At 71.9% G+C, this 21,333-nt stretch carries 19 protein-coding genes; 6 read left to right on the forward strand and 13 right to left on the reverse strand.

Going from position 1 to position 21,333, the window contains the following annotated elements; all coding sequences use genetic code 11:
- Positions 1-55: 55 nt before the first annotated feature.
- Positions 56-637, forward strand: coding sequence for a TetR/AcrR family transcriptional regulator (locus ABIC52_RS08385; RefSeq protein WP_161972696.1), 582 nt, complete (start codon positions 56-58; stop codon positions 635-637).
- Positions 638-697: 60 nt separating this feature from the next.
- Here ABIC52_RS08385 and ABIC52_RS08390 read toward each other — a convergent pair whose 3' ends face one another.
- From ABIC52_RS08390 to ABIC52_RS08410, 5 genes are all read right to left on the reverse strand, one after another.
- Positions 698-1,270 carry a substrate-binding domain-containing protein gene (locus ABIC52_RS08390; protein ID WP_354027084.1) on the reverse strand — a complete coding sequence of 191 codons (573 nt, stop codon included), beginning with the start codon at positions 1,268-1,270 and terminating at the stop codon, positions 698-700.
- A 46-nt stretch (positions 1,271-1,316) separates the two neighbouring features.
- Positions 1,317-2,702 (reverse strand): MFS transporter, encoded by a 1,386-nt coding sequence (locus tag ABIC52_RS08395; protein WP_354027085.1) that lies wholly within the window; start codon positions 2,700-2,702, stop codon positions 1,317-1,319.
- A 142-nt stretch (positions 2,703-2,844) separates the two neighbouring features.
- On the reverse strand, positions 2,845-3,990 hold the full coding sequence (locus ABIC52_RS08400; protein WP_126892185.1) for a cystathionine gamma-synthase: 1,146 nt from the start codon (positions 3,988-3,990) through the stop codon (positions 2,845-2,847).
- Between the two features lie 20 nt (positions 3,991-4,010).
- Positions 4,011-5,375: a cystathionine beta-synthase gene (locus ABIC52_RS08405; RefSeq protein ID WP_354027086.1), complete on the reverse strand. Its 1,365-nt coding sequence runs from the start codon at positions 5,373-5,375 to the stop codon at positions 4,011-4,013.
- Between the two features lie 10 nt (positions 5,376-5,385).
- Positions 5,386-7,287, reverse strand: a complete 1,902-nt coding sequence (locus tag ABIC52_RS08410; RefSeq protein WP_354027123.1) for an ABC transporter ATP-binding protein — start codon at positions 7,285-7,287, stop codon at positions 5,386-5,388.
- Between the two features lie 128 nt (positions 7,288-7,415).
- On the opposite strand from ABIC52_RS08410, the gene ABIC52_RS08415 reads away from it, so the two are divergent.
- Together ABIC52_RS08415 and ABIC52_RS08420 are read left to right on the forward strand one after the other, a co-directional pair.
- Positions 7,416-8,840 carry an APC family permease gene (locus ABIC52_RS08415; RefSeq protein WP_126892187.1) on the forward strand — a complete coding sequence of 475 codons (1,425 nt, stop codon included), beginning with the start codon at positions 7,416-7,418 and terminating at the stop codon, positions 8,838-8,840.
- Positions 8,841-9,029: 189 nt separating this feature from the next.
- The gene (locus tag ABIC52_RS08420) at positions 9,030-9,950 is read left to right on the forward strand and encodes a hypothetical protein (protein WP_354027087.1); all 921 of its coding nucleotides are present in this window, start codon (positions 9,030-9,032) and stop codon (positions 9,948-9,950) included.
- 169 nt (positions 9,951-10,119) lie between these two features.
- On the opposite strand, the gene rplL is transcribed toward ABIC52_RS08420, so the two are convergent.
- The 4 genes from rplL to ABIC52_RS08440 form a co-directional block, all read right to left on the reverse strand.
- Positions 10,120-10,503: a 50S ribosomal protein L7/L12 gene (rplL, locus tag ABIC52_RS08425; RefSeq protein ID WP_066655204.1), complete on the reverse strand. Its 384-nt coding sequence runs from the start codon at positions 10,501-10,503 to the stop codon at positions 10,120-10,122.
- A gap of 51 nt (positions 10,504-10,554) precedes the next feature.
- Positions 10,555-11,070 carry a 50S ribosomal protein L10 gene (gene rplJ, locus ABIC52_RS08430; protein ID WP_058727460.1) on the reverse strand — a complete coding sequence of 172 codons (516 nt, stop codon included), beginning with the start codon at positions 11,068-11,070 and terminating at the stop codon, positions 10,555-10,557.
- Positions 11,071-11,337: 267 nt separating this feature from the next.
- Positions 11,338-12,798: a sensor histidine kinase gene (locus tag ABIC52_RS08435; protein ID WP_209824173.1), complete on the reverse strand. Its 1,461-nt coding sequence runs from the start codon at positions 12,796-12,798 to the stop codon at positions 11,338-11,340.
- Positions 12,795-13,529 carry a response regulator transcription factor gene (locus ABIC52_RS08440; RefSeq protein WP_369333550.1) on the reverse strand — a complete coding sequence of 245 codons (735 nt, stop codon included), beginning with the start codon at positions 13,527-13,529 and terminating at the stop codon, positions 12,795-12,797. The genes ABIC52_RS08435 and ABIC52_RS08440 overlap by 4 nt, the downstream gene beginning before the upstream one ends.
- A gap of 145 nt (positions 13,530-13,674) precedes the next feature.
- Between ABIC52_RS08440 and ABIC52_RS08445 the strand changes: the two genes are divergently transcribed.
- Genes ABIC52_RS08445 through ABIC52_RS08455 form a run of 3 tightly spaced genes read left to right on the forward strand, consistent with a single transcriptional unit; the run spans position 13,675 to position 16,801 of the window.
- Positions 13,675-14,712, forward strand: coding sequence for an acyl-CoA dehydrogenase family protein (locus ABIC52_RS08445; protein ID WP_209824174.1), 1,038 nt, complete (start codon positions 13,675-13,677; stop codon positions 14,710-14,712).
- An 11-nt stretch (positions 14,713-14,723) separates the two neighbouring features.
- Positions 14,724-16,073 (forward strand): PIG-L family deacetylase, encoded by a 1,350-nt coding sequence (locus ABIC52_RS08450; protein ID WP_354027088.1) that lies wholly within the window; start codon positions 14,724-14,726, stop codon positions 16,071-16,073.
- Positions 16,070-16,801: a glycosyltransferase family 2 protein gene (locus ABIC52_RS08455; protein WP_354027089.1), complete on the forward strand. Its 732-nt coding sequence runs from the start codon at positions 16,070-16,072 to the stop codon at positions 16,799-16,801. Before ABIC52_RS08450 ends, ABIC52_RS08455 begins: the two co-directional genes overlap by 4 nt.
- Positions 16,802-16,828: 27 nt before the next feature.
- Here ABIC52_RS08455 and ABIC52_RS08460 read toward each other — a convergent pair whose 3' ends face one another.
- From ABIC52_RS08460 to ABIC52_RS08475, 4 genes are all read right to left on the reverse strand, one after another.
- Entirely contained in the window at positions 16,829-17,818 is a 990-nt protein-coding gene (locus tag ABIC52_RS08460; protein ID WP_126891265.1) for a TolB family protein, read from the reverse strand.
- Positions 17,819-17,950: 132 nt separating this feature from the next.
- Positions 17,951-18,790 (reverse strand): carbohydrate ABC transporter permease, encoded by an 840-nt coding sequence (locus ABIC52_RS08465; RefSeq protein ID WP_126891266.1) that lies wholly within the window; start codon positions 18,788-18,790, stop codon positions 17,951-17,953.
- Complete coding sequence (locus ABIC52_RS08470; protein ID WP_174234712.1) at positions 18,783-19,778, reverse strand: carbohydrate ABC transporter permease; 996 nt, start codon at positions 19,776-19,778, stop codon at positions 18,783-18,785. The genes ABIC52_RS08465 and ABIC52_RS08470 overlap by 8 nt, the downstream gene beginning before the upstream one ends.
- Before the next feature lie 173 nt (positions 19,779-19,951).
- Entirely contained in the window at positions 19,952-21,253 is a 1,302-nt protein-coding gene (locus ABIC52_RS08475) for an ABC transporter substrate-binding protein (RefSeq protein ID WP_126891267.1), read from the reverse strand.
- Between the last annotated feature and the right edge of the window lie 80 nt (positions 21,254-21,333).

The raw sequence follows: 21,333 nt of genomic DNA on the forward strand, positions 1-21,333 counted from the left end.
CGTCGGACTGCCCGAGCGCCGCCTGGTGCGGACGGAACGAAGAGGGGGTGGTGTCGTGGTCGACGCCCGGATCGTGCACACCACGGCATCGCTGCGCGAGGCGATCCTCCGACTCGCAGCGGACCGCCCCGTCTCCGCCATCACGGTGGCCGACGTCACGCGCGCCGCCGGCATCAACCGGGCCACGTTCTACTCGCACGCGGTGTCCCCCGGCTCGCTCCTCGCCGACGTGCTGACGCCCGAGCTCGACCGCATCCGCGAGGACGACGCGGAGGCACGGCACACCGCTTCCGCCCGCGGCGCCGGTCCGGACGAGCTCGCGGCGATCACGCGGCGCAGCATCGACGCCGTCGTCGAGCACGTCGTCGCACACCGCGACATCTACGCCCGCGGACTCCCGGACAGCGAGGACGCCTCCCTGCACCGTCTGCTCGTGCAGCACCTGACGGTCTCGAGCGCGCAGCACATCCGCGAGCTCGACCCGGCGTCACGCCCGCCCCTGCTCGACGACGTCGCAGCCGGGTTCGTCGCCCAGGGCTTCGTCGGTGCGATCGAGGCCTGGCTCGCCGGCCCCCGCCGCTCGCGGAGGTCCCTGGTCGAGACGATCACCCTGTCGTTCCCGGCCTGGTGGCACTGAGCCGAGCCGGCACCCGGGTCCGCTCGCGCTGACCCGCACGGACCGGCGACGCCGGTCTCGTCAGTCGGCCGGGTCCGGCTGCTCGCCGCGCTGCAGCGACCGGACGACCTCGACGGCCGACCGGGCGGTGTCCCCGGCATCCGCTGCCGCGGGCACGCGGTGGTCGGCCGAGATGCCGTCGCCACCGGTGCCGCTCGTCGGGACCGGATCGCCGACCGAGACCACCACCACACCGGCGTCGTGCGCGGTCTGGACGGCACCGGCGAGCGCGTCGGCGTCGACGGGGTGCACGAGCAACGCCTTCGCCCCGGCTCGGACGAGCGCGTCGACGGCGCGGGCCTGCTCGGCCGCAGGGTCCCCGGCCGCAGGGTCCCCAGCCGCAGTCCCCGGGCCACCTGCCACCCGGACGTCCGGCTCGAACCCGGCATCGTCGAGCCCGCGTTCGAGGTCCTCGGCGAGCGCGTCGTCCCCCGGGGCGAGCACCGCTCCGACCACGGCGTCCTCGGCGAACCCGCCGTCGGAGCTCGTCAGGTCGGTGCTGCGGACCGGGGTCGGCGCAGCGGTCGTCGGCCCCTGGCACCCGGTCAGGGCGAGGGTCACCGCCACGAGGACGGCGACGACGCTGGTGCGCACGGGACCTCCTCGGCTCGATCGGACTCCCACGCTACCGCCGGTCGGGTCACGCGGCGCCGGGGGTCGGTGGCGCGGGCACGGTCCCGAGCCGCCGGACCGCCACCGTGCCGACGAGTGCGATCGCCGTCATCGCGACGAAGACGAGCGGGAAGGACCACGCACCGTCGGCTCCCCCGCTGCCGACGAAGAGCAGGCCGGTGACCGCGAGGCCGACCACGCTCCCCGAGGCGTCGGCGATCGTCAGTGCCGAGCTCGCGAAGCCGTCGTCGCCCTCGCCCGAGAAACGGAGCGTCAGCATCGACAGCCGCGGGTACATCGCGCCCATCCCGGCGCCGCCGACGAACCACCCCGCCACGAGCACCCACCACGGCAGCCCCCACACCGCGACGGCGAGCGCGCTGGTCAGGCTGACCAGGACGAGCGTGAGTCCGGTCCCGAAGGTCCGCGACGCGGTGAGCCGCTGCTCCCCGAGCCGGCCGTGCAGCCAGCTCGCCCCGGCCCAGCTCAGGGCGGCGACGGTCAGCGCGAGTCCCGCTGCCGAGGCGCTCAGGCCGTGCCGTGCCTGCAGCAGGAAGGGGACGTAGGCCTCGCTGCCGAAGAACGCCGCCGCGACCAGGCCGCGCAGGAGCACCACGGACGGCAGGCCCGCGGCCGCACGGAAGGTGCCCGTGGGCAGGAGCGGCCGCAGGGCCGCCCACGCGCCGACGACCCCGATGACGACGGCCACGACCCGCGCCCACGGACCGAGGTCCGGCGCGACGTTGAGCAGCAGGATCGCGAGCGCCGCGGCGACCGACCACGCGATGCGCCCCGCCTGCCACGGGGGCCGGCGCTCGACCGGCGGCGCGTGCAGGCGCGCCAGCGTCGGCACGAGGAGCGCGAAGGCGACGACCGCGATGACGAGGGCGCCCGCGAAGACCCAGTGCCAGCCCCACACCTCGGTCACGACCCCGGCGAGCGCCGGCCCGACGAGCGCGGGCACGACCCAGGCCGCGGCGAACCCGGCGAAGACCGGCCCGTGCAGCTCGGCCGGGAAGATCCTGGCGACCAGCACGTACAGCACGACGTCGATCGCGCCGGCGCCGAAGCCCTCGACGAGACGACCGGCCAGGAACACCCCCATCGTCGGCGCGGTCATCACGACGGCCGTCCCCAGGGCGAAGAAGACCGCCGACACCCAGGCGACGACCCGGCCGCCCGAGCGGTCCGTCCACGTCCCCGCGAGCACCATCCCGGGCACCCCGGCGGCGAGCGGGGCGGCGAAGGCGAGCGCGTAGAGGGTCTGCCCGTCGAGGTCGCGGCTGACCCGGGGCATCACCGTCGTCATCGCGAGGTTCTGGAACGCGGCCACCCCGACGATCGCGACCATCCCCAGGGTCGCGAGCGCGTAGCGCCCGCTGAGGATCCCCGACCTCGTCGCCACACTGCTCACCGGGCCAGCCTAGGGGCGCGCACCGACGATCCGTCAGGTCCTGATGACGGACGGGAGGCTCCCCACCGGTCCGGTGGGGAGCCTCCCGTCCGTCCCGCCCGCGTCGACGGCCTTGGCCAGCGGGACGTCAGCGGACCCGTGGTCAGCGGGACAGCGCCTGCAGCACGTCCCCGACCAGATCGCCCTGGTCCTCGATGCCCACCGACAGGCGGACGACGTTCTCGGGGACGGCGAGCTCGGTGCCCTTGACCGACGCGTGCGTCATCTCGCTCGGGTACCCGATGAGCGACTCCACGCCGCCGAGGGACTCGGCGAGCGTGAAGACCTCGGTCGACTCGACGAAGCGCTTCGCCGCCTCGGGCCCGCCGGACAGGGCGACCGACAGCATGCCGCCGAAGCCGCGCATCTGCTTCGCGGCGACCTCGTGCCCGGGGTGGTCGGCGAGACCGGGGTAGTACACGCGCTCGACGCCCGGCGCGGAGACGAGCGCCTCGGCCACGGCCTGCGCGTTCGACGAGTGCCGCTCCATCCGCACCGGCAGCGTCTTGATGCCGCGGGTCGTCAGGAAGGCGTCGAACGGCGACGCGATCGCGCCCGCACCGAACTGCAGGAAGCCGACCTGCTCCGCGAACTCCGGGTCCCGCAGGACGACCGCGCCGCCGACGACGTCGGAGTGCCCGCCGAGGTACTTCGTGGTCGAGTACGACACCGCGTCCGCGCCGAGCGACAGCGGCTGCTGCAGGTACGGCGACGCGAAGGTGTTGTCGACGACGACCAGGGCGCCGGCGGCGTGCCCGACCTCGGAGAGGAGCGCGATGTCGGCGATCTTCATGAGCGGGTTCGTCGGGGTCTCCACCCACAGCACCGTCTTGGCCGGGGCGCCCTCGAGCGCGGCACGCACCCGGTCGACGTCGCTCATGTCGACGACGACGAGCTCCACGCCCCACGGCACGTGCAGACGGTTCACGAGGCGGTGCGTCCCGCCGTAGACGTCGTTGCCCATCACGACGCGGGCGCCGGGCTCGAGGTACGCGCGGAGCAGGGCGTCCTCGGCCGCCAGGCCCGACGCGAACGAGTACGCCGCGACGCCGCCGTCGAGGTCGGCGAGCAGGGTCTGCAGGGCGTCCCGCGTCGGGTTGCCTCCGCGGGAGTACTCGTAGCCGTTCCGCATGTTCCCGACCCCGTCCTGCACGTAGGTGCTCGTGACGTGGATGGGCGGGATGACGGCGCCCGTCGTGGCGTCGGGGTCCTGGCCGGCGTGGACGGCGCGGGTGGCGAACTCGGTCATGCGTTCTGGTTCCTTGCGGGTCAGTCGGACAGGGAGGTCAGCAGGTCGTGCCGGGTGAGCACGGTGACGGGCTTGCCGTCGTCGACGACGAGCAGCGCGTCGACGGTCTCGAGCGCCCGACGGGCGGCGGACAGGGACTCGCCGATCCCGATGAGGGGCAGCGGGTCACCGACGAAGCCGCTCACCGCGTCGGTCATCGCCGCGGTGCCGGTGAAGACCTGCTCGAGCAGGTCCTTCTCGGCGACGGCGCCGACGACCTCGCCGATCACGACCGGAGGCTCGGCGCTCAGGACGGGCATCTGCGAGACGCCGTAGGTCGACATGATCTCGACGACGTCGCGCACCGTGTCCGACGGGTGCGCGTGCACGAGGTCGGGCAGCCGGCCGTCCTTGCCGGCGACGACGGAACCGACCGTGCGGGCGTCGTCGGTGTCGGCGAAGCCGTAGGAGCGCATCCACCGGTCGTTGAAGATCTTGCCGAGGTACCCGCGGCCGCCGTCGGGCAGCAGCACCACGACCACGTCGTCCTCCGTCAGGTCGCGTGCGGCACGCAGGGCGGCGACGACGGCCATGCCGCTCGACCCGCCGACGAGCAGCCCCTCCTCGCGCGCGAGCCGCCGGGTCATCGCGAACGACTCCGCGTCGGTGACGGCGATGATCTCGTCCGGGATGCCCGCGTCGTAGGCACCGGGCCAGAAGTCCTCGCCCACGCCCTCGACCAGGTAGGGCCGACCGGTGCCGCCCGAGTAGACGGAGCCCTCGGGGTCGGCGCCCACGATCCGGACGCGGCCGTCGGACGCCTCCTTCAGGAAGCGGCCGGTGCCCGAGATGGTGCCACCGGTGCCGACGCCGGCGACGAAGTGCGTCAGCCGGCCTTCGGTGTCGCGCCAGATCTCCGGACCGGTGGTCTCGTAGTGGCTCCGCGGTCCGTTCGGGTTCGCGTACTGGTTCGGCTTGTAGGCGCCGGGGATCTCCCGCACCAGGCGGTCGGACACCGAGTAGTAGGACTCGGGGTGGTCCGGTGGGACCGCGGTCGGGGTCACGACGATCTCGGCGCCGTAGGCGGTGAGCACGTTGCGCTTGTCCTCGCCGACCTTGTCCGGCAGCACGAAGACGCAGCGGTACCCGCGCTGCTGGGCGACGAGCGCGAGCCCGACCCCGGTGTTGCCGGAGGTCGGCTCGACGATCGTGCCGCCCGGGCGCAGCTCGCCGGACGCCTCGGCCGCGTCGATGATCCGCGTGGCGATGCGGTCCTTCGACGAGCCGCCCGGGTTCAGGTACTCCACCTTCACCAGGACGGTCGCCCGGATGCCCTCGGTGACACGGTTCAGTCGGACGAGCGGGGTGTCACCGACCAGGTCGACGACGGAGTTCGCGTAACGCACGCGGCCGAGTCTAGGTGGCGGGCCCGACCGTCGGCCCGGTTGCGACGAACGATGTCGACCCGTCGTTCTGCTGGTGGAACAACGAGGCGTACACGCCGCCGCGCGCGAGGAGCTCGTCGTGGTCCCCCCGCTCGACGATCCGCCCGCGGTCGAGCACGAAGATCACGTCGGCGTCGCGGATCGTCGACAGCCGGTGCGCGATGGCGATCGTGGTGCGTCCGGCTGCGGCGGTGTCGAGCGCGGTCTGCACCACGTGCTCGGAGATCGAGTCGAGCGCGCTCGTGGCCTCGTCGAGCACCAGCACCGGCGGGTCCTTCAGCAGCACGCGAGCGATCGCGATGCGCTGCTTCTCGCCGCCGGACAGCCGGTAGCCCCGCTCCCCCACGACCGTGTCGTAGCCGTCGGGGAACGAGGCGATGGTCTCGTGGATGTTCGCCGCGCGGGCGGCGCGCTCGAGCTCCTCGTCCGTCGCGTCCGGCTTCGCGTACCGCAGGTTGTCGCCGATGGAGGCGTGGAACAGGTACGTCTCCTGGCTCACGATCCCGACGTGGCGCATCAGGTCCTCGTGCTGCAGGTCGCGCACGTCGGCCCCGGCGAACCGCACGCTGCCCGACGACGCCTCGTACAGCCGGGGCACCAGGTACGAGATCGTCGTCTTGCCCGCGCCGGACGGTCCGACGAACGCCGCGAACTGTCCGGGCTGCAGGTCGAACGAGACCTCGCGCAGCGTCGGCTTGTCCGGTTCGCCGTCCGGGTAGGTGAACGAGACGTCGTCGAACGCCACGTGCCCCAGCCGCGACTCGTCCACCGGCCGTGCGTCGGCTGCGTCGGTGATCGCCGGCCGGAGGTCGAGGTACTCGAAGATCCGGGCGAAGAGCGCACCGGACGTCTGCAGGTCGAGCACCACCCGGAGCAGGCCGACGGTCGGGAAGAGCAGCCGCGACTGCACGGTCGTGAACGCGACGATGGTGCCGGCGGTGATCGGGACGTCACCGATGATCAGGTACGCCGCGACCACGTAGATGACCGCCGGGATGATCGACAGGAAGACCTGGACGATCGCGAAGAACCACTGACCGGACATCTGCTGCCGGACCTGCAGCTGGATCTGGTTGCGGTTCTCGTCCCCGTAGCGCCGGGTCTCGCTGCGCTGCTGGGTGAAGCTCTTGGCGAGCAGGATGCCGGAGACGCTCAGTGCCTCCTGGGTGATCGCCGTCATGTCGGACAGCGACTCCTGCGTCTGGGCGGCGATCCGGGCGCGGACCTGGCCGACACGGCGCTGGGCGACGACGAGCAGCGGCAGGAGCACGACCGCGACCAGGGTCATCTGCCAGCTGAGCAGCAGCATCGCCACCACCGCCGCGATGACGGTGACGGTGTTGCCCAGCACCGAGGAGATCGTGTTGTTGAGCACGCTCGCGACGCCGCCCACGTCGTTCTGCAGGCGCGACTGGATGACGCCGGTCTTCGTGCGGGTGAAGAACGCGAGCTCCATGCGCTGCAGGTGTTCGAAGAGCCGCATGCGCAACGCACCCATGACCTGGTTGCCCACGGTCGCCGTCAGGTACGTCTGCCAGATGCCGACGCCGGCGCTCGCGATCCAGAGCGCGACCATCCCGCCGACCAGCTCGAGGAGGACGGGCAGGTCGGGCCGACCCGAGGGCGGGAAGAGCCCGCGGTCGAAGGCCTGCTGCGTGAGCAGCGGCGGGATCACCGAGAGCGCCGCACCGACGAGCACGAGCACGACCGTCAGCACGATCGCCCGGCGGTGCGGCACGAAGAGCCCGGCGATGCGACGGAGCAGGTGCGGGATCCGGGGCGCCTCGGCGTTCGCGGCCCGCTGCGCCTGCGCGTCACCGCTGGAGATCCGCCCGCCGCCGCGGGGACCGCCCGGTCGCATCCCGTGGCCCATGCTCATGGCACCACGGTATCCCCCGCGTCCGACCGGGGCGGCGGTCGTCAGCCCAGGGCGTATTTGACCCCGTTCAGGGGCCGTGCGAACATCGTCCGTCCCCTTCCCCGCGCCGATCACGAGGTCCCATGACGTCCGCGCCCTCCCGCCCCACGTCCCTCCGTCACCAGCTCGCACGCCGGAAGCCGATCGAGCAGCTGCAGGCCGAAGCCGCGGCGGGCGTCGACGGTGAGCCGCTCCGACGCTCGCTCGGGGTCTGGCACCTGATGATGATCAGCGTCGGGGCGACGCTCGGCACCGGCATCCTCGTCGTGCTCGGGACCGCCGTGCCGTTGGCGGGTCCGGCGGTCTGGATCTCCTTCGTGCTCGCCGGCGTGGCCGCGCTGCTGTCGGCGCTGTCCTACGCCGAGATGGCAGGAGCGGTGCCGACCTCGGGGTCGAGCTACTCGTACACGTACGCCACGATGGGTGAGGGCATCGCCTGGGTGTGCGGCTGGTGCCTGGTGCTCGAGTACGCGGTCTCCGTGGCCGCGGTCGCGGTCGGCGCCAGCGAGTACGTCGACGAGACCCTGCGCGTCTTCGGGCTCCACCTGCCCGCGGCGATCGCCGCCCCGCCCGGCGACGGCGGCGTGGTCAACCTGCCGGCCGCCGTGCTCGTGCTCCTCGCGATGGCGGTCCTGCTGCCGGGGGCCCGCGAGAGCGCCTGGGTGAACACGCTCATGGTCGTGGTGAAGATCGCGCTGCTGGTGTTCTTCGTGGTCGTCGCCTTCACGGCCTTCTCGTCGCAGAACTTCGCGCCCCTCGCGCCGATGGGGGCGGCCGGCGTGACCGCGGCGGCCTCGCGCCTGTTCTTCTCGTACATCGGGTTCGACGCCGCCTCGACCGCGGGCGAGGAGGCGAAGGACCCCCGACGTGACCTCCCGCGAGCGATCATCGGGTCGATCGTGATCGTCACGACGCTCTACATCCTCGTCGCGATCGCCGCGATCGGCGCCCGCCCCTGGACGTCGTTCTCGTCCGACGAGGCCTCGCTCGTCCGCATCGTGGTCGAGGTCACCGGGCAGCCGGTCGTCGCGCTCGTCTTCTCGATCGGCGCCGTGATCGCCATCGCGAGCGTCGTGCTCACGGTGCTCTACGGCCAGACCCGCATCCTGCTGACGATGGCGCGCGACGGCATGGTGCCGTCCGTGTTCGGCCGGGTCTCGCCGCGCACGGGCACCCCGGTGCCGAACACCCTCATCGTTGGCATCGTGGTCGCGGTCGGTGCAGCACTCGTGCCCCTCGGCGAGCTCGCCGACGCCACGAGCATCGGCACGCTCGTGGCCTTCGCCCTGGTGAACGTGTCGGTGATCCTGCTCCGTCGCACCCGCCCGGAGCTCGAGCGCTCGTACCGGGTCCCGCTCTTCCCGGTCGTCCCCGTGCTCGGCACCCTGTGCTGCGTGCTGCTCGCGGTGTTCCTCGGCGCCGGCACCTGGATCGCGTTCGGCCTGTGGATGGTCGCCGGCGCCGTGCTCTACCTGGCCTACGGCCGCCGCCACAGCACCTTGCGCTGACCCCCGCCCGCCCGCCCGAGACTCGGCCTGAGCGACACATCTCGGGGTCCCGCACGCGAGACGCGTCGTTCAGGCCGAGTCTCGCGCCGCCCGTGACGAGACTCGTCCACAGCCGGGAGGCGCGGCTCACCATCCACAGGACCGCACAGCCCTCCGATGGTCACCTCGCGCATCCTGCACGCTGCGGTCATGGACACCGAACCGCCCACCCTGCTCCGCGCAACACCGCACGACCTCGCCACGGCGCGAGCGTTGCAGCGACGGCACCGAGCCGGAGCGCTCGTCCGGCTCGCCCAGGGGGTCTACGTCGATGCGGCGGTCTGGCAGCAGCTCGTGCCACACGCTCGGCACCTGCTGCTCGCACGGGCGATCGCCCCGGCGGTCCGTCAGGGAGCGGCGTTCTCGCACACGACCGCTGCACTCGTCCTCGGGTGGCCGGTCATCGACGCCCCACCCGAGCGCGTGCACCTCGTCGATCCGCGCACGCGCCGCACTGAACACCGTGCACGCGTCGTCCGCCACGCAGGCCTGCCCGTGACCGAGTCGCCGCCGGTGGTCCTCGCCGGGGTACCCGTGACCAGCCACCTGCGCACGGCGCTCGACCTGGCGACGACCTCCCCGCCGTCGGTGGCGGCGGTGGCCGTCGACCACGCCGTACGGACCGGCACGTTGCCGATCGACGCCTTCCTCGATGCACTCCCCGTGGGTCCCTGTCGGGGATCGGTCCGGGCCCGCACGGTCGCCGCGGCGCTCGACCCGCAGCACGAATCGGTCGGCGAGTCGTACACCGCGGTGCGGATGGTCGAGCTCGGCGTCCCCCGCCCGATCGCACAGCACACCTTCCGGCACCCGGACGGCACGCTCGACCGCGTCGACTTCTGGCTCCCCGACCTCGGCGTGGTCGTCGAGTTCGACGGGCGGCAGAAGTACTCGGACCCGACCATGCTCGCCGGCCGCAGCCCCGCCGAGGCCGTCTGGCACGAGAAGATCCGCGAGGACCGCTTGCGATCCCTGCCCTGCGTCCGCACGGTGGTGCGTCCCACGTGGTGGCACCTCGTCGATCCCGACCGCCTGAGCGCGCTGTTCCGCCAGCACCGTGTCACCTGGTGAGCGGCCAAGCCTCGCCCGAGACTCGCGCTCAGCGACGCTTCTCGCCTCCATCGGCGCGAGAAGCGTCGCTCAGCCCGAGACTCGCGCCCCGCGGCCCCCCACCGGCACCCCGCGCACGACGAAGGCCGCCGCCCCGAGGGGCAGCGGCCTTCGTGACCAGAGGTCGAGACTACGCGAGCTCGATCGTGGCGCCGGCGGCCTCGAGGGCCTCCTTCGCCTTGTCGGCCGTCTCCTTGTTGACACCCTCGAGGATCTTGGCGTCGGCGGTCTCGACGAGCGCCTTGGCCTCGCCCAGGCCGAGCGACGTGAGGCCACGGACCTCCTTGATGACCTGGATCTTCTTGTCACCGGCCGACTTGAGCACGACGTCGAACTCGGTCTTCTCCTCGACCTCCTCGGCGGGGGCAGCAGCGCCACCGGCCGCGGCGACCGCGACGGGGGCAGCAGCGGTGACCTCGAAGACCTCCTCGAACTTCTTCACGAAGTCCGAGAGCTCGATGAGCGTGAGCTCCTTGAAGGCCTCGATGAGCTCGTCCTGCGAAAGCTTCGCCATGATTTTCTCCTACTACTAGCTAGTACGTGTGGTTGATGAACGCGTGCCTGGTCAGGCCGCGGACTCCTGCTTCTCGCGGAGGGCGTCCACGGTGCGGACGGCCTGCGAGAGGGGTGCCTGGAACAGGTACGCAGCACCGAACAGCGAGGCCTTGAAGGCGCCGGCGAGCTTGCCGAGCAGCACTTCGCGGGACTCGAGGTCAGCGAGCTTGTCCACCTCGGTCGCGGTGAGCGGGTTACCGTCGAAGTAACCGCCCTTCACCACGAGCTGAGGGTTCGCCTTGGCGAATGCACGCAGCGACTTCGCGACGGCGACGGTGTCACCGTGGACGAAGGCGAGAGCGGACGGACCGGCGAGCTCGTCGTCGAACGAGGTGATGCCGGAGTTGTTCGCCGCGATCTTGGTCAGCGTGTTCTTCACCACGGCGTACGTGGCGTGCTCACGGATCGAGTTGCGGAGCTCCTTGAGCTGCGCGACCGTGAGACCGCGGTACTCGGTGAGCAGAACGGCGTTCGAGCTCTGGAATGCTTCCGTGAGCTCGGCGACCGCAGCTTCCTTGTTCGCCATGGTTCTCCTTGGGGTTCTTGCCGGCTAGCCCCTGGTCACCACACGAAAAAAGCTCCGGCGCAGAGGCTCGGAGCTGCTCCCCCGCGAACGGGAGGAGTTGATCTGAACACCTGCGCTGGCTGCCCCACGAGTGAGGACCTTCGGTCTGTGCGCAAGCGCACAGACGACCGGCGGTCTTTGGCTTCGACGAAGGTACCACAGGATCCGACGGTGACCAAGCGGCGGACGGGAGGCTCGTGGCGGGGCCGCTCCCGCGCCTCCCGTCCGTCAGACGGTTGCCTCGTCACCCGCGGTCGGCCCCGCGACCGGGTCCGCCGGTCGGGTGCCCGGCAGGTGCACCGTGAACACGGTGTCGCCGGGGACGCTCGCGACGACGACGCGACCACCGTGCGCCTGCACGACCGCGTCGACGATGGCCAGGCCGAGGCCCGTCGACCCGGCACTCCGCGACCGTGAGCTGTCCGCCCGCGCGAACCGTTCGAACAGCTTCGGCAGGAACTCCGGGTCGATCCCCTGCCCGTCGTCGTGCACGGTCAGGTCGACGCCGTCCGTCACACGTGCGATGCCGACCGTGATGCGGGTGCCCTCCGGGGTGTGCGTCCGGGCGTTCGTCACGAGGTTCACGACCACCTGGTGCAGCCGGGCGGCGTCGCCGGGGACGACCACGGGCTCGTCGGGCACGTCGACCGCGATGACGTGGTCGGGCGAGGCGGCGTGGGCGTCGTTCACCGCGTCGAGCACGAGGCCGGTCAGGTCGACGTCGGCGAACTGGACCTCGCGACCCTCGTCGAGGCGGGCGAGCAGCAGCAGGTCCTCGACCATGCTCGTCATCCGGAGCGACTCCGACTCGATGCGGCTCATCGCGTAGACGACGTCCTGCGGCAGGTCCGCACCCATCCGTCGGGTGAGCTCCGCGTAGCCCCGGACCGAGGCGAGGGGTGTGCGGAGCTCGTGCGAGGCGTCGGCGACGAACTGCCGGACCTTCTGCTCCGAGCGCTCCCGGGCCTGCATGGCGCCCGCGATGTGCCCGAGCATGCGGTTGAAGGCGGTGCCGACCCGCCCCACCTCGGTCCGCGGGTCGGTGTCGGGGACCCGGACACCGTCGAGGGCGTCGCTGCGCTCCAGTGGCATCCGCGCGACGCTCGACGCGGTCTCGGCGACCCGCTCGAGCGGGCGCAGCGACCGGCGGACCACGACCGCGGCGACCCCGGTGGCGGCGAGCAGGGCGAGTGCGGTGACCACGAGCACCACGCCGAACAGCTTCCCGACGCTCTCGTAGACGGGTGTCATCGGCAGACCGACGACCAGGACGGCGGTCCCGAGCGACACGGCGGTGACCCGGTATCGGCCGAGGTCGCCGCCGAGGTCCACGGTGCGCGTGGCGCCGTCCACCCGGAGCCCGTAGAGCGGCTGCGTCGACGAGTCGGGCACCGCGACGACGTCCCCGTCCTGCGCGAGCACCCCGCCGACGACGGTCCGTGCATCGAGGAAGTAGAGCGTGAGGGTCCCGGCTGCCTGGCCGCTCGGACGGGTGATGTCCAGCCCCGGTCCACCGGCGCCCTGCCGCTCGACCGACCGCTGCGCACGGCTGGTCGCGCTCGTCAGCTGGTCGTCGATCGCGGCGCGCTGGATCGAGAACAGCGCGACGATGCTGCCCGCCCCGATCACGGTGCTGAGCGCGACGACGATCGCGACGATGCTCAGGACGAGCCGTCGTCGGAGCGTCACGAGGTCGGCTTGATGACGTACCCGACGCCGCGCACCGTGTGGATCATCGGGGTCTCGCCGGCGTCGATCTTCTTCCGCAGGTAGGAGATGTAGATCTCGACGACGCTGGACTTGCCGCCGAAGTCGTACGACCACACCCGGTCGAGGATCTGCGCCTTCGAGAGCACCCGGCGGGGGTTGCGCATGAGGAAGCGGAGCAGCTCGAACTCGGTCGCGGTGAGCTCGATGGGCCGGCCGGCGCGGGACACCTCGTACGACTCCTCGTCGAGCACCAGGTCACCGACGACGATCCGGGAGTCGCCGGCCTCGGACACCGAGATCTGCGAGCGCCGGACGAGCCCGCGGAGGCGCGCCACCACCTCTTCCAGGGAGAACGGCTTCGTGACGTAGTCGTCGCCGCCCGCGGTCAGCCCGGTGACGCGGTCCTCGACGGAGTCCTTGGCGGTGAGGAACAGCACCGGGGTGTCGTCGTTGTTCTGCCGCAGCCGCCCGAGCACCTGCAGGCCGTCGAGGTCGGGCATCATCACGTCGAGCACCATCGCGTCGGGCTTCCACTCGCGTGCCGTCGTCAGGGCGTCCTGCCCGCTGTTCGCGCTCTTCACGTCCCAGCCCTCGTAGCGGAGCGCCATCGAGAGCAGGTCGGTGAGACTGGCCTCGTCGTCCACGACGAGGATGCGCAACGGCGTGCCGTCGGCGCGGGTGAGGCGAGGGGCTGCGGCGGGCTGCGAGATGGTCACGTCATCGAGGATCGGTGCGGTTCCTATGGGCCGTCTGTGGACGGCCCCTCCTTGCCCTGTGGATCGTCCGATCGGTCCGGTGGCCCGGCAGACGCTTCCCCGAGGAGCCCCCCGGGCGGTCGCCCGTAGCGTCGACCTCATGCTGCGATCCCCGGCCTGGCCCCCGTCCGTCACGGACGTCGACACCGCAGACGTCGAGGCGACGGCCGGGAGGACCGGCTCGTCCCCGCAGGACCGGCTCGCCTTCGCACGCTGGCTGGCCGACGCCGCTCCACCCCTGTCCGCAGGGACCGCCGGTGGCGCGTTCGCGGCACTCGCGGCCGTCGCCGCCGCCGACGTCGCGCTCGCCCGCACCGTCGAGCCGCACCTCGACGCGCTCGGCATCCTCGCCCAGGCCGGTTCCACCGCTCCGGAGGGCTCGACGTGGGGCGTCTTCGCGGCCGAGGCGCCGGGCACGACGCTCACCGCCACCCCCGACAACGACGCCGGTGCCGACGCGGTCCGGCTCGACGGCACGAAGCCGTGGTGCTCGCTCGCATCGACGCTCTCGCACGCGCTCGTCACCGCACACGTCGGGGACGGGCGGCAGCTGTTCGCGGTCGACCTGCGACAGGAGGGTGTCGCGCCGCACGACGAGGCCTGGGTCGCACGCGGGATGCCCGACGTCCCGAGCGGTCCGGTCGACTTCTCCGGTGTCCGGGCGACGGCCGTCGGTGCACCCGGCTGGTACCTCACCCGTCCGGGCTTCGCGTGGGGCGGCATCGGCGTCGCGGCCTGCTGGTGGGGTGGAGCCGTGGGGCTCGCCCGGCTGCTCCGGTCCGCGACGGTGGACCGCCCCGACGCCGCGCTGCTCCGGGCAGCGCTCGGCGCGACGGTGGTCGACCTCGCCGACGCCGAGGACGCCCTCGCGACCGCCGCGGCCCAGATCGACGCATCGGGGTCGGACGACACCGACTGGTCGCTCGTGGCGCAGGTGACGCGGTCGCGGGTGCGTCGCGCGGTCGACGCCGTGTCCCAGCGCGTCGTCGCGACGCTCGGCCCCGCTCCGCTGACGAGCGACCCCGCGGTCGCCGCGCGGGTCGCCGACCTCGGGCTCTACGTGCTGCAGGACCACGGGGAGCGCGACCTCGCCCGTGTCGGCCGGATCGTCGTCGAGCGCGGCGGTGTCGCGTGGTGACGGGGCGTGCGGTGCGGTTCGACCACCGCGAGCCCGGGGCCGATCCCGAGGCCTGGACGGCGTTCCTCCGCTCGGTGCCCGCGGTGCCGGTCGACCTGCACGGCGTCGGCGCCGTGGTCGTCGTCGCGCCGCACCCGGACGACGAGACCCTCGGCGCCGGCGGACTGATCGCGACGGCCGCCGACGCCGGCATCCCCGTCCACGTGCTCCTCGTCACCCGCGGCGAGCGCTCCCACCCCGACTCCCCCACCACGACGCCGGCCGAACTGGCCCCGCGTCGGTCGGACGAGTTCCGGGCTGCGCTCCGGGTCCTGCACCCGACCGCCGGTGCCACCGAGCTCGACGTGCCCGACGGCGCAGTGCGCGAGCACGCCGACGTGCTGCGGGCCGCACTCGAGCACCGGCTCGCCGGGGCGCCGCGTCCGACGCTCGTCGTCGCACCGTGGCGCGGGGACGGCCACCGCGACCACCGGATCGCCGGCGAGGTCGCGGAGCAGGTGGTCGCCGCGACGCCGGGGGCCGACCTGCTCGCGTACCCGGTGTGGGCGTGGCACTGGGACGACCCCGCCGCCCCGACCGCGCCGTGGGACCGGGCCCGCGCGCTCGTCCTCGACGCCGACGTCCGCGACCGGAAGGCCAGGGCGCTGGCCGCGTACCCCTCGCAGACGCTGCCGCTGTCGGGCGCTCCCGGGGACGAGGCGATCGTCGACGACCGCCACGCCGCCCACCACCTGCGCGCCGAGGAGTGGCTGTTCGCGCCGCTGCGGTCCCGCTCGCGGGAGTCCTTCGACGCGCACTACGCCCGGAAGCCCGAGGGGTGGGACTTCGAGGGATCCTGGTACGAGCAGCGGAAGCGCGCCGTCACCCTGGCCGCGCTGCCCCGTCCCCGCTTCCGGTCGGCGCTCGAGCTCGGCTGCGCGACCGGGGTGCTCACCGCGGCGCTGACCGGACGGGCGGACGCGGTCCTCGGGACGGACGTCGCCGCCGCGGCGATCGAGCAGGCACGGCACCGCGCCCCGGACGCGCGCTTCGAGACGGCCGCGTTCCCCGCGGAGTGGCCGGAGGGGCGGTGGGACCTCGTGGTGCTCTCCGAGGTCGGCTACTACCTGTCGCCGGACGACCTCGACCGGACCGTGGACCGGGTGCTGGAGACGCTCGACGACGACGGCGTGCTCGTCGCCTGCCACTGGCGCCATCCCGACGACGACGCCGTGACCGACGGTGACACCGTGGACGCCCGGCTGGCCGCCCGCTGGCCGCGGCCCGCGCTCGTGCACCACGTCGAGGAGGACTTCGTCCTCAGCGTGCTGCCGGGCCCGGCCGTCACCTCGGTCGGCCGGGCCGAGGGACTCGTCCGGTGAGTGCGGCACGCATCGACGTGGTCGTCCCCGTGCACGACGAGGAGACCACCGTCCGCGCCGCCCTCGACGCGCTCGCCGCGGCCGTGGAGGCCCTCCAGGCGGCGCACCCGTCGGTCCGCTCGGGGGTCACGCTCGTCCTCGACGGCTGCACCGACGGCACGGCCGGCATCGTCGAGGCGGCGCGACGGGCGGACCCGGCGTGGCGGACCGGGCGACTGCACGTCCGGACCTCGGCCCGTGTCGGCGTGGGGCGTGCGCGGGCTGTCGGGACCGCGCACGCGAGGGCACTCGCCCGGACGGTGTCGCCCGCTCGGCACTGGTTCGCGCACACCGACGCCGACTCGCGCGTCCATCCGCAGTGGCTCGTGCAGCAGGTGGACGCCCTGCTCGCGGGGGCGCACCTGCTCGTCGGCGCGGTGGTCCCCGACCCGGACGACCTCGACCCCGCCGTGCTCGAGCGCTGGCGGGTGGCGCACCCGCCGGGGGCGACGCTCGGGCACGTGCACGGCGCGAACCTCGGCGTGCGGGCGGACGCCGACACCGCGCTCGGCGGGTTCGACCCCGTGCCGGAGCACGAGGACGTCCGGTTGGTGGAACGGGCACGGGCACTCGGGCTCGACGTGCGGGCGACGACCGAGCTCCCGGTGGTGACGAGCGGGCGCTTCACCGGCAGGACCCCGGGCGGCTACGCCGAGCACCTCCGTCGTACCTACGGCGACGCGGGCTGACCCGCGCACGGTGGTCGCTCGACGCGCTCAGGCCACCGGGTAGTCGCAGTACGCGAACCAGCGCGAGTCCGGCGACCAGGGCGGCACGTTGACCGTCCCCTGACCGCCGTCGAGCGCGACGAGAGTCTCGGGCACGACGGCGATCCGTGCACCACGCGCCAGGACCCCGGGCAGCAGCCGCAGCTCGACCGGGTGGTCCGCGGGGTGCCCCTGCACGCCGGGCTCGTAGGACAGGTAGAGCAGGTGCGCGCCGTCCGGTGACAGGTGCGGGAACCAGTTCACACGGTCGTCGGCGGTGATCCGCACCGCGTCGCCCGCAGCACCGTCGGACGCAGCACCGTCGCCCACACCGCCGTCCCCCGCACCACCGCCGTCACCACCGAGCCGGAGCGACGCGAGCTGGGCGGTGCCCGGCGTGAAGCGCTCGGTGGTGAACAGGAGCGTCCGCCCGTCCGGCGTGATCGTGCAGCCGTCGTCCGGGTGTTCGTCGCGGGTCAGGAACGTCGTGGCCCCGGTCAGCGGGTCGACGAGGGCGACGTCGGTCGTCCAGACGCCCTCCGGTGTGCGCTCCCCGACGATCGCGGCGAGGGCCGAGCCGTCGGGGGCGATGCCGTGCAGGTAGTACTTCCGCACGACCGGGAGCACCGACGCGGTGTCGGTGATGCGCGTCGCCGATCCACCGTCGGGCAGCGGCACGCGGTACAGCTCGCCGTCCCGGGCGCTCACCACGACCGATCCCCCCGCGGGGTCGAGCACGTGGTCGTTGTTGATCTCGGCGACGCCGGGCATCGGCACCGGCACCAGCGCGGTCTCGTCGAGCACCGCCCCGCTCTGCCGGAGGAGCCAGAGGTCACCCCCGCCGTTGAGGACGATCGTGCCGTCGTGCAGCACGTTCGGCGCCTCGACCAGCAGTTCGCTCGACTCGAACACGAGTCGGCTCGTCCGTGAGGCCACGTCGTACACGTGCACCCGGCTGGTCTGTCCGGGCAGCAGCTGCCGCCCACGGGTCCCGGTCATGCTTCCATCCTGTCTGATCGATCGCGCTGCACACGTGACGAGACTCGGGCTGTGCGACGTCTCTCGGCCCGACGGCCGCGAGGAGTGTCGCCCAGCCCGAGTCTCGGGTCGGCAGGCGGGCCTGAGCGGCGCCTACTTCACCGCGCCCGCAGTCAGACCGGCCACGAACTGGCGCTGCACGATGAGGAACGCCACCACGACCGGGATGCTCACGACCAGGCTCGCCGCCATGATCTGGTTCCAGTACACGTTCGTCTGCGTGGAGTACTGCTGCAGACCCACCGCGAGCGTCGACCCGTTGCCGTTCGTCATCACCGAGGCGAAGAGGACCTCTCCCCACGCGGTCATGAACGAGTAGATGCCGACCGCCACCAGACCCGGACGGGCCGACGGCAGGATGACCCGGAACAGCGCGCCCATCGGGCCGGAGCCGTCCACCATCGCGGCCTCGTCGAGCTCGCGCGGGATGGTCTCGAAGTACCCTGCGAGCATCCAGATCGAGAACGGCAGCGTGAACGTCAGGTAGGTGATGATCAGGCCGAGCCACGACCCGACGAGCTGGATGCCGAGCGCGTTCCCGAGGTTCGTGAAGATGAGGAACAGCGGCAGCAGGAACAGCACGCCCGGGAACATCTGGGTCGAGAGCACCGCCGTGGTGAAGGTGCTCTTGCCCTTGAAGTTCCAGCGCGAGACACCGTACGCGGCGAACGTCGCGATGATCAGCGAGAACAGCGTCGCGACCGTGCAGACCACGAGCGAGTTGATGAAGTACTGCCCCAGCGGGACCGTCGTCCACATGTCGATGAACGGCTGGAACGTGATGTTCGTCGGGATCCACGTGAAGTCGTTCTGCACGTCACCGAGCGGCTTGATGGCCGTGGTGATCATGACGTAGAGCGGGACCACCGTGAACAGGGTCAGGAGGGCGAGGACGATGACCTTGAAGGACTTGGCGCCGACTGTCTCACGCACGGACGGACCTCCGGTTGGTCACGGCCAGGTAGATGCCCGTGACGATGAGCAGGAAGATGAGGAGCAGGACGCTCATCGCGGCCCCGGAGCCGAAGTTCCAGGTGATGAACGACGCGTTGTAGATGTGGAAGCTGAGCAGGTCGGCCGCCGGCGGTTGCGCGGTCGAACCGAAGAGCACGAACGGCGTGTTGAAGTCGTTGAACGTCCAGAGAAACATCACGAGCACGAGCGTCACGTTCACCGGTCGGACCATCGGCAGGGTGATCGAGCGCCACTGCCGGAAGGGCTTCGCGCCGTCGACCGAGGCAGCCTCGTACACGTCGTTCGGCACGGACTGCAGACCGGCCATGAGCATGAGGAACGCGAACGGCCAGGTCTTCCAGATCGCCACGACGACGACCGACACGAAGGCGTTCGACCCGATGAGCCAGAACGGTCCCTGTCCGCCGAACAGCCCGAGCTGGTCGACCAGGATGTGGTTGATCGCGCCGGAGTCGCGCTGGAACATGAACTTCCAGGTGATGATGCCGGCGTACATCGGCAGCGCGTACGGCACGAGGAAGAGCGTGCGGAAGAGCCCGCGGCCCTTGAACGGCTTCTGCAGCGCGACCGCGGCGGCCATGCCGAAGGTCCAGGAGAGCCCCACCACGAGCACCGTGAAGCCGGCGGTGATGAGGAACGAGTTGAGGACGCCCTTGCCGATCGCCTGGTCGAAGTCGATGACGACCGAGTAGTTCCGGAACCCCGCGAACGGAGCGGCACCCCAGTTCGCGATGAAGTACTTGGTGAGCTGGATGAACGAGATCCAGATGCCGACGAGCATCGGCACGATGTGGATGAGCAGCTCGAAGAGGATCGCCGGCGCGACGAGCGCGTACGGCAACCAGTGGCGCTTCGGCTTCCGACCCGGCTGCGGGCCCGACAGGGTCGGCGCCTTGGTGTGGGTCAGGTCGATGCGCTCGGAGTCGGGCAGGACCGAGGTGGTCATGGGTGGTGGCCTTCCGGCGAGGACGGGATCGGGTGCGTCGTCCACCGGGCCGTGGCAGCGGCCTGGAGGGACGACCAGCGTGAGCCGATCGGCTCACCCCCGGCGCGGGGCCGGGTGTGGAGGGGCGAGGCCCGGGACACGTCCTGCGGACGCGCCCCGGGCCTCCAGGCCGACTAGCCGACCGACTGCGAGACCTGGTCCTGCGCGGTCTGCAGCGCCGACTTGATGTCGCTGTCGGAGACCGTCGAACCGGTCGCGATCTTGGCGAACATGTCGTTCATCGCCTTGCCGACCGTGGACTCGAACTGGTCCTCGGCGGGCACCAGCGGGAGCGGCTTCGCCTTGTTGTTGTAGATGTCGAGGAACGTCTTGGTCTGCTCGTCGGTGACCGAGTCAGCAGCCGAGGCGAGCACCGGGAGGGCCGAGTACGGCTTGTCCAGCGTGGCCTGCGTGTCCTCGCTCGTCATGTACTTGACGAACTTGAGCGCGCCGTCCTTGTTCTTCGTGTTCTTGAAGACCGACAGGTTGATGCCGGCCGGGAAGGACGCGATGTCCTTGCCGTCCGCGGTCGTCGGGAAGGGGACGACACCGAACTGGTCGGCGGTCATGCCCTGCGACGTGATGGTGGCGTTCGCGTTGTTCTGCGTGAGGATCATCGCGGCCTTGCCGTTCGCGAAGTCCGACACCGCCTGCGTGCCGTTGTCGTACTGCGCGTTCGACGGGTTGACGACCTTGTCCGACTGCATCAGGTCGATGTAGCGCTTGATGCCGTCGACGTTCGCCTCGTCCGTGAAGGTCGGCTTGCCGTCCTTGTCGAACCACTCGCCGCCGTTCTGGGCGGAGGTGATGAAGGCGAAGTGCGCGTTCTCGGTGTACGACCCACCGGCGATGGTGAAGCCGTACTTGTCGCCCGAGGTGAGCTTCTTCGCGTCGGCGGTGAGGTCCTCCCAGGTGGTGGGTGCCTCGAGGCCGGCGTCCTTGAACATCTGCTTGTTGTAGTAGAGGCCGTACGCGAGGCCGTAGAGCGGGACGCTCGTGACGGTCTTGCCGGGCGCACCACCGGTGGAGAGCGCGACCTTGCCGAACTTGTCGGCGCCGCCGATGGCCTGCATCTCCGAGTCGCCGAACTCCTGGAAGGCGCCCGTGGCCTGGAGCGACGTCGCCCAGGTGTTGCCGATGTTGACCACGTCCGGGCCCTGGCCCGAGGTGACGGCGGTCTGGATCTTGTTCTGCAGGTCGTTCCAACCGATGACCTGGAGGTTCACCTTGATCCCGGTCTCCTTGGTGAACTTCTCGAGGACGGGGGTGAGCACCTCCTTGTCGTTCTGCAGGGACGTGCCCTGGTTGGACGCCCAGTAGGTGAGCGTCTTCGAGTCGCCGGACGAACCGGACGATCCCGAGGAGCAGGCTGCGAGGCCGGTCACGGTGAGTGCCGCGGCCGCGGTGATGGCCAGTGCGCGGATGGCAGTGCGCATGACTCTCTACTTTCTCGTCGTTGAGGTGGTGCAGGAGGTGGTGCGTGGTGCTGGTCGTGCTGTCGGGTGCTGCTGTGTGG

Source organism: Curtobacterium oceanosedimentum, assembly GCF_040545555.1.
Taxonomy (GTDB): domain Bacteria; phylum Actinomycetota; class Actinomycetes; order Actinomycetales; family Microbacteriaceae; genus Curtobacterium.

Coding starts and splice junctions, on each gene's coding strand:
- ABIC52_RS08445 (WP_209824174.1), top strand. CDS start 13,675: ATGCTGCGATCCCCGGCCTGGCCCCCGTCCGTCACGGACGTCGACACC.
- ABIC52_RS08420 (WP_354027087.1), top strand. CDS start 9,030: ATGGACACCGAACCGCCCACCCTGCTCCGCGCAACACCGCACGACCTC.
- ABIC52_RS08415 (WP_126892187.1), top strand. CDS start 7,416: ATGACGTCCGCGCCCTCCCGCCCCACGTCCCTCCGTCACCAGCTCGCA.
- ABIC52_RS08400 (WP_126892185.1), bottom strand. CDS start 3,990: ATGACCGAGTTCGCCACCCGCGCCGTCCACGCCGGCCAGGACCCCGAC.
- ABIC52_RS08470 (WP_174234712.1), bottom strand. CDS start 19,778: ATGACCACCTCGGTCCTGCCCGACTCCGAGCGCATCGACCTGACCCAC.
- rplL (WP_066655204.1), bottom strand. CDS start 10,503: ATGGCGAAGCTTTCGCAGGACGAGCTCATCGAGGCCTTCAAGGAGCTC.
- rplJ (WP_058727460.1), bottom strand. CDS start 11,070: ATGGCGAACAAGGAAGCTGCGGTCGCCGAGCTCACGGAAGCATTCCAG.
- ABIC52_RS08410 (WP_354027123.1), bottom strand. CDS start 7,287: ATGGGCCACGGGATGCGACCGGGCGGTCCCCGCGGCGGCGGGCGGATC.
- ABIC52_RS08475 (WP_126891267.1), bottom strand. CDS start 21,253: ATGCGCACTGCCATCCGCGCACTGGCCATCACCGCGGCCGCGGCACTC.
- ABIC52_RS08460 (WP_126891265.1), bottom strand. CDS start 17,818: ATGACCGGGACCCGTGGGCGGCAGCTGCTGCCCGGACAGACCAGCCGG.